The organism is Streptomyces sp. NPDC088762 (assembly GCF_044750905.1).
In the GTDB taxonomy this organism is placed as follows: domain Bacteria; phylum Actinomycetota; class Actinomycetes; order Streptomycetales; family Streptomycetaceae; genus Streptomyces.
Map to the genome: position 1 here is coordinate 1 of NZ_JBIVKT010000041.1, position 1,664 is coordinate 1,664.

At 69.9% G+C, this 1,664-nt stretch carries 2 protein-coding genes; one reads left to right on the top strand and one right to left on the bottom strand.

Annotation, left to right across the window (positions count from 1 at the left end; translation table 11 throughout):
• Positions 1–273 precede the first annotated feature (273 nt).
• Positions 274–1,068 carry an IS5 family transposase gene (locus ACIP5M_RS36045; RefSeq protein ID WP_401205396.1) on the top strand — a complete coding sequence of 265 codons (795 nt, stop codon included), beginning with the start codon at positions 274–276 and terminating at the stop codon, positions 1,066–1,068.
• Here the strand turns inward: ACIP5M_RS36045 and ACIP5M_RS36050 are convergent.
• Positions 998–1,537, bottom strand: coding sequence for a hypothetical protein (locus ACIP5M_RS36050; RefSeq protein WP_401205399.1), 540 nt, complete (start codon positions 1,535–1,537; stop codon positions 998–1,000). The two genes, ACIP5M_RS36045 and ACIP5M_RS36050, sit on opposite strands and share 71 nt — an antisense overlap.
• Between the last annotated feature and the right edge of the window lie 127 nt (positions 1,538–1,664).

The window sequence follows — 1,664 nt, forward strand, 5'->3', positions numbered from 1 at the left end:
CATAGAAGCCGTTTCTCAACCGATCCTGGAACGCGCGGGTCGAACAGGGTTCCTGGTCGGGTGGTCTTGTGGCTGCACGCGCATGAAGGCAGGGCCCCTTGGTAGCTCGGAGGTGCGAACCAAACCAAGCAGTACCAGGAGGCCCTGTTGCCGCAGTTGTACGCGCCCGCACCCGCCCACTTCAACTCGGCCACCCGGCCGTGTGATTGCCTCGCGCACGTGTACGGGAACGCGGCCGATCATCCGGGCCGGGCACGGCGTTATCCGTCGGACATGACCGACGCGGAGTGGGCGGTGGTGCGGCCGCTGCTGCCGGTGCCGGCCTGGCTGCAGGGCCGGGGCGGGCAGCCCGAGGGCTACTGCCACCGTCAGATGATCGACGCGATCCGCTACCTGGTCGCGGGCGGAATCTCCTGGCGCGCGATGCCCGCCGACTTCCCTCCCTGGGCCCGGGTCTATGCCTTCTTCCGCCGGTGGCGCCGGCACGGGCTGACCGCCGAGTTCCACGACCGGCTCCGCGGCCGGGTCCGTGAGCACGAGGGCCGTCTGGCCGAACCCTCGGCAGGGATCATCGACGCACAGTCGGTGCGGGCCGCAGCATCAGTCCCGGCCGCCTCACGCGGCTACGACGGCGGGAAGAAGGTCCCCGGCCGCAAACGCCACATCGTCACCGACACACTCGGCCTGCTCCTGGCCGTCGCGGTCACCCCCGCCAACACCGGCGACCGCGACGGCGCGGTGGGCTTGCTTCCGCTCCTGCGCCGGCTGCACCGCGACACCACTCTCGTCTGGGCAGACGGCGCCTACACCGGCCGCATCGTGCAGTGGGCACGAGAGGAATTCGACCTGACCCTGCACATCGTCAAAGGCGCCAGTCAACGGACCGGCTTCACGGTCCCACCCAGAAGGTGGGTGGCCGAGCGGACCTTCGCATGGCTGATGAACTCCCGCCGCCTCGCCCGCGACTACGAGACCCTGCCGGAGAACAGTGAGGCGGTCATCCGGTGGTCGATGGCCACCCGGATGAGCCGTCGTCTGGCGCGGCCACCAGCCGCCGGCCGGCACTGAACGCTCCCGACGCGTCCTGCACAAGCCAGCCCCGTTCCGCCAGCCGCCTGGCCTTCGACCGCACCGTCTCGATCTTCGTCGATGTCGTTTCAAGGCCGAGTGCAACCGTGATCTCCCTGGCCCGCAACGGTCCCTGCCCCGCCGGCCGCCGCTCTTCCACCACGGCCAGAACCCGCTGATAGTCCGGCGCCAGAACCGTCACCTCCAGCCCGTCCCGCCAGAGCGGCGCTACTGAACCGGCCACCGGCCCGGCCTGGGCCTCCTCCGAGACCGCGGTCACGGGGGTGGTCTCGGCAGCCGAGGCCGCCAGAGCCTCGACCAGTTCTTCCCGCGCGATCACCCGCCGCTCCAGCTCGATCTCCGCGGCCTCCAGCACTCCAGCCAGCCGGGCGGCTTCTTCCCGCAGCCCCTCCACCCGCACCCGGGCAGCCGCTTCCCGCTCCTCCAGCAACCCCAGCACCGACGCCACCACACACCCCTCGACCACCAAGCGGAAACAAGACGCCGCATCCCTCCCTCACCCGGGCGAAACCATGCCTGACCAGCAAGGATCAAACGATCACGTTCGATTGAGAAACGGCTTCATAAGCCGCCCA

Bases quoted from the DNA above. Each gene is read 5' to 3' on its own strand.
- ACIP5M_RS36045 (WP_401205396.1), top strand. From the start codon at position 274: ATGACCGACGCGGAGTGGGCGGTGGTGCGGCCGCTGCTGCCGGTGCCG.